Annotated in this window: 1 protein-coding gene; it reads left to right on the forward strand. The window is 67.5% G+C overall.

Annotated elements, in window-relative coordinates; translation table 11 throughout:
* Positions 1–265: SulP family inorganic anion transporter (locus tag ACQG3P_RS20000; RefSeq protein ID WP_426806018.1), on the forward strand; the 265-nt coding region annotated here is incomplete at both ends.

Here is a 265-nt window from a genome sequence, read left to right on the forward strand (position 1 = left end):
GCCTGCAGTACCTGCTGGCCGCGACGATCCTGGCCGGCCTGCTGCAGATCATCGCCGGCGCACTGAATCTGGGCGCGCTGATGCGGTTCGTGTCGCGTTCGGTGATCACCGGCTTCGTCAACGCACTGGCCATCCTGATTTTCCAGGCACAGATGCCCGAGCTGATCGGGCGCTCGTGGCAGGTGTGGGCGGTGTGCGCGGCGGGGCTGTCCATCATCTACCTGCTGCCGCGGTTGACCCGCGCAGTGCCGTCGCGGCTGGTGGA

The sequence above is a fragment of the Stenotrophomonas sp. SrG genome (assembly GCF_050031795.1).
In the GTDB taxonomy this organism is placed as follows: Bacteria; Pseudomonadota; Gammaproteobacteria; order Xanthomonadales; family Xanthomonadaceae; genus Stenotrophomonas; species Stenotrophomonas rhizophila_A.